This window comes from Acidimicrobiales bacterium (assembly GCA_036399815.1).
In the GTDB taxonomy this organism is placed as follows: domain Bacteria; phylum Actinomycetota; class Acidimicrobiia; order Acidimicrobiales; family DASWMK01; genus DASWMK01.
On the sequence record DASWMK010000221.1, the window covers coordinates 1 to 2,755 of the forward strand.

Consider the following 2,755-nt stretch of genomic DNA (forward strand, 5'->3'; position numbering starts at 1 on the left):
CGAGCGTGGCCGTGCGCCACTCGCCCTGGCCCCTCGGCCGGGCCGAGGTGCTCGACCTGGACGAGGACCTCGTCGTGGCGTCGGGGCTGCCGGCGCCGGACGGCCCGCCCCTCGTGCACTTCTCGCCGGGGGTGGACGACGTTCGCCTCGGCCGGCCCCGGTTCAGCTGAAGCCGGGCGGCGGCTCGAAGCGCCCGAGCAGGCCGGCGACGGCGATGGTCGTCCGGTCGCCGTAGGGGCGGCCGACCACCTGGGCGCCGACCGGCAGCCCGGCCGGCGTGCGGCCCACGGGGGCGACCGTCGACGGCAGCCCGGCCATGCCGACGACCGTGTTCCAGAGGATCTGCTCGAGGTAGGGGCGGGGGCGGCCGTCGACGTCGATGGTCATGGCGAGGCGGTGGTCGACGTCGTGCACGAGGGCGGGCTCGGGGTCGTGGAGGAGGGCGGGGACGGGGGCGGCCGGGCAGACGACGACGTCGACCTCGTCGAGCAGCGCCGCCCACCCGACGCTCAGCGACCGGCGGGTGGCGTCGAGGCGCTGCCAGTCGCGGTGGCGCATGGCCTGGCCGGCGGCCCGCAGCGCCGGCAGGTCGGCGCCGGGCCGGGGGTCGACGAGGGCGGCCTCGCCCACCAGGCGGGCGTGGTCCTCGTCGCCCGTGCCCGACGCCGTCGACGCCACCCACAGCAGGAACGCCACCTCGCACGCCTCGGCCGTCGAGAACGCCGGGCCCCGCCCGACCACGCTGGCGCCGGCGTCGGCCAGCCGGGCGACGGCGGCCTCGATGGCGTCCCGGACCTCCCGGGAGGCGGTGAGGTCCTCGTCGCCCAGCCAGACGGCGACCCGGAGCCCCCTGGTGGACGCGATCGCGGGCGGCGGCAGGTCGAGGCGCAGCCCGGCGGCCTCGGGCTCGTCCGGGCCGGCCAGCACGCCGAGGGCGAGGTCCAGGTCGGCGGCGCTGCGGGCCAGCGGGCCGGCCGCGGTCAGGTCGGTGTCGCCGCCCACGTCGTCGAGCGGGCGGGACGGGAGGTGGCCCCGCAGGGGGACGAGCCCGTGGGTGGGGACGTGGCCGAACACGCCGGTGAAGTGGGCCGGCTGGCGGATCGAGCCGCCGCTGTCGCTGCCCAGCTCGAGCGGGGTCAGGCCGGCGGCGACGGCCGCGGCCGCCCCGCCCGACGACCCGCCCGGGGTGCGGTCCGCGTCCCACGGGTTGGCGGTGCGCCCGAACAGCTCGTTGGCCGTCTCCTGGCCGGTCGCGCCGGCCGGCAGGTTGGTCTTGCCGAGCACGACCACGCCGGCCCGGCGCAGCCGGTCGACGGCCACGGCGTCGCCGCGGGGGACGTGGTCGGCGAGGTCGGGCTGGCCGGCCGTCGTCCGCAGCCCCCTGGTCGCCCAGCAGTCCTTCAGCGTCATCGGCAGGCCGTGGAGCGGGCCGACCGGGCCGCCGTCGCGCCGGGCCCGGTCGAGCTCGTCGGCCCGGCGGCGGGCGCCGTCGGCGTCCAGGGTGACGACCGCGTTCAGCCTCGGGCCCAGGCGCTCGATGCGGTCGAGGTGCAGCTCCACCAGGTCCCGGCTCGTCACCGTCCCGGCGGCCAGGCGGGCGACGAGCTCGGTGGCGGGCAGGAACGGGTCGACCGGCATCGGGGGAGCGGTACCCAGGGGGCCCGGGCGGTATCGGCGGGCGGGGGCCGGGGAACGACGACCCCGTGCCTCCCCCGGTCGCGTGGTCGGCCTACGACGCCGCCGTCCCCCACACGACCGGGCTGGCCGGGGCCCAGGAGCGCTTCGCCGCCCTCCGGCCCCGGCGCCGCCTCGCCGTCGACGACCCGCTGGCCCTGCTCCGGGAGGTGGTCGTCGTCGTGTCCAGCTCCCGAGGGGGCTCGACCCTGTTCGGCGAGCTCCTGCGGCGCTGCGACGGCCTGCTCCACCTCCGGGCCGAGGTGAACCCGCTGTTCGTCGTGGCCGGTCTGGGCGGGGAGGGCGACAGCGGCGTGCTGGCCGCCGAGCTGGCGGCCGAGGTCGGCAGCCCGGCCGCCCACCTCGGCGAGGAGGAGGTCGAGGACCTCGCCCTGGCCTGGGCCTGGCGGCTGGTCGCCCAGTGGCCGGAGCTCGACATCGACCCCGACGAGGCCGCCGGCTGGGTGCGCGCCTCGGCCGGCGCCGGGGCCGACCTGAACCTGGCCGTGCTGGAGCGGGCGATGGCCGCCCATCCCGGCGTCAACCCCTGGTACTACGACCTGCCGGCGGCGACCGTCGCCCAGCGCTTCCCCGGCGCCCCGCCGCCGGCCGGCCCGCCCGGCGAGCGGCTGGTGGAGATGCCGCCGTTCGTGCTGCTGCGCCCGTGGCGGCGGGCCGACGCCGAGGCGCTGGCGTCCCGCCCGCTGGTGCTGACGACCCCCCGCAACTCGTTCCGGCTGGCGTTCTTCCGGGACCTGTTCCCGAACGCCCGGCTGCGGGTCGTGCACCTGACGCGGAACCCGGCGGCCGCCGTCAACGGCCTGGTCGACGGGTGGCGCCACCACGGGTTCTTCAACGTCGCCGTCGACGTGCCCCTCCGCATCCGCGGCTACAGCGACGCCTTCCCGGCGTGGGGCGGGTGGTGGTGGAACTACGACTTCCCGCCCGGCTGGCGGGACCTCGTGGACGCCGACCTGGTGGAGGTGGCCGCCCACCAGTGGGCCTCGCACCACGAGGCCGCCCTGTCGTACCTGGCCGCGACGGGGGTCGAGGCCTGCCGGGTGCGGTTCGAGGACGTGGC

Annotated in this window: 2 protein-coding genes; one reads left to right on the forward strand and one right to left on the reverse strand. The window is 78.5% G+C overall.

The features are described 5' to 3' along the window. Positions 1-162: 162 nt before the first annotated feature. A complete protein-coding gene (locus tag VGB14_16585; protein ID HEX9994549.1) occupies positions 163-1,638 on the reverse strand; it encodes an amidase family protein in 1,476 nt (491 codons plus the stop codon). 65 nt (positions 1,639-1,703) lie between these two features. Here VGB14_16585 and VGB14_16590 point away from each other — a divergent pair. Then, the coding region (locus VGB14_16590; protein ID HEX9994550.1) for a hypothetical protein at positions 1,704-2,755 on the forward strand (1,052 nt) is incomplete at its 3' end.

Coding starts and splice junctions, on each gene's coding strand:
- VGB14_16585 (HEX9994549.1), bottom strand. CDS start 1,638: ATGCCGGTCGACCCGTTCCTGCCCGCCACCGAGCTCGTCGCCCGCCTG.